Below are 2168 nucleotides of genomic sequence, written 5' to 3' on the forward strand. Positions count from 1 at the left end.
TCAAAAACGGGCGATTCAGATGTATTGGAGTGGGTCGACACAGCGCCTAAGGCACCCGGCAGCGGTGAAGTGCGTATTGCTAATAAAGCGGTGGGCCTGAATTTTATTGATATCTACTTTCGTACCGGGCTCTATCCTGCGCCATCTATGCCTTCTGGATTAGGCACCGAAGGTGCAGGGATTGTCGACGCTGTGGGTGAAGGTGTTACCCATCTAAAAGAGGGTGACCGGGTAGCGTATGCACAAGGGCCATTGGGTGCCTATGCAGAGATGCATACCTTGCCAGCGGCCAAGGTGATTAAGCTGCCGGACTTTATTGATTTTGAAACCGCTGCGGCCAGTATGCTGAAAGGGTTAACCGTGCAGTATCTGCTGCGGCAAACTTATGAGCTAAAGGGCGGTGAGACCATTCTTTTTCATGCCGCTGCTGGAGGCGTTGGCTCGATTGCCTGCCAGTGGGCCAAGGCGCTTGGTGTTAAGCTGATTGGGACGGTTAGCTCAAAAGAGAAAGCAGACTTGGCGATGGCCAACGGTGCATGGGCAACGATCAACTACAGCGAAGAGAATGTGGTAGAGCGGGTGCGTGAGCTAACCAATGGCGAAATGTGCGATGTGGTTTATGACTCCGTAGGAAAAGATACCTGGGAAATGTCGTTAGACTGTCTAAAGCCTCGTTCGCTAATGGTCAGCTTTGGTAATGCGTCTGGTCCCGTAGACGGGGTGAATATAGGTATTCTGAACCAAAAAGGCGCGCTCTTTGTAACCCGCCCAAGTTTGAACGGCTATGCTGACACCCGTGAACGCTTTGAAATGATGTGCGATGACTTTTTTGGCATGATCAAAAGCGGCAAACTTCGTATTGACGTAGCAAATCGCTACCCGCTTCAGGACGCAGGAAAGGCTCAAGATGCCCTGCAAAGCCGTCAAACAACTGGCTCGACCGTGCTACTTCCTTAACTCACCTGACTAAACGACCACGCTTTACAGCCACTTTTTGCAACATGGAGTGAGCTGCGTGGCTTAGTCGTTCTTTAATCACTTTTTATGAATGCCTGGCCACGCCAGGCATTTTATTGCTCCAACGTTCTTTTGTTGCTCTGCGCTGCTAGGGCTATACGGCCGTATAGTCATCATCTACTGTGTTGCTAGTGAGTTGGCGCCTCAGCCGAGCGTACCCACACAAGGAGAGGGACACCGCATGACAATGGAAAGCATTGGGCTTGCGCCTAGCACGTTGGTTTTTATCATTTTGGGATTAACGCTTGCCGCTTTTATGTGGGGGCGATTTCGCTATGATCTCGTTGCGCTTGCGGCGTTGCTCGGCTCGGTAATGCTTGGGCTTGTGCCCACCGATGAAGCTTTTAAAGGCTTTGGGCATCCGGCGGTGATTACGGTGGCCGCGGTATTGGTCATTAGCCGAGGGTTTGAGCGCTCGGGTGTTGTCGATATTATCGCCAATCAAGTGCTCAAAGTAGGTGAACGGCTGCTACTGCAGTTGCTGGTATTAGTGGGTACGGTCGTGGTGCTTTCTGGGGTGATGAATAACGTAGGGGCACTGGCGTTACTGTTGCCCGTTGCCATGCGGCTTGCTCGAGAGCACAACACATCCCCGTCGCTGTTATTAATGCCGTTGGCGTTTGGTTCATTGCTGGGAGGCTTAACCACGCTGATTGGCACGCCACCTAACATTATTATTGCCACATACCGGGGTAATATCACCGGTGAAAACTTCGGCATGTTCAGCTTTACCCCGGTGGGGGTTGCTGTTGCGTTAGTCGGCCTGGCGTTTATTGTGCTTGTGGGCTGGCGCTTAACGCCTAAGCGCAGTGGGCAGGCTTCAACCGAAGAAATGTTTGATACTGCTAATTATTTGGTTGAGCTAAAGGTTTCAGAAGAGTCAAAGGCTAATGGTCTGACACTCCAGCAACTACATGATGAGCTAGAGGAGGCTATTCCGGTTCTTGCTGTGGTACGAGAAGATAATCGCCGCGCCGGGTACTCATTTCACGGGGTGCTTCGGGAAGGGGATATTTTGCTGCTGGAAGCAGGGCCTGATGAACTTAAGCTGCTGGAAGACAAAGTAGGGCTGAGCGCGATTGCGGAATCCGAAAAAGATGAGAAAGACAGTGATGAGACTGATAGTGAAAATGCAGATTCACAACCCTCGG

2 protein-coding genes are annotated in these 2168 nt (G+C 51.4%); both read left to right on the forward strand.

Annotated features, from left to right (window positions below):
- Nucleotides 1-957: NADPH:quinone reductase (locus tag INT22_RS08025; protein ID WP_193068026.1), on the forward strand; the 957-nt coding region annotated here is incomplete at its 5' end.
- A 241-nt stretch (nt 958-1198) separates the two neighbouring features.
- On the forward strand, nt 1199-2168 hold a 970-nt coding region (locus INT22_RS08030; protein ID WP_264298819.1), incomplete at its 3' end, for an SLC13 family permease.

This window comes from Halomonas sp. 3D7M (assembly GCF_014897885.1).
Classification (GTDB): Bacteria; Pseudomonadota; Gammaproteobacteria; order Pseudomonadales; family Halomonadaceae; genus Vreelandella.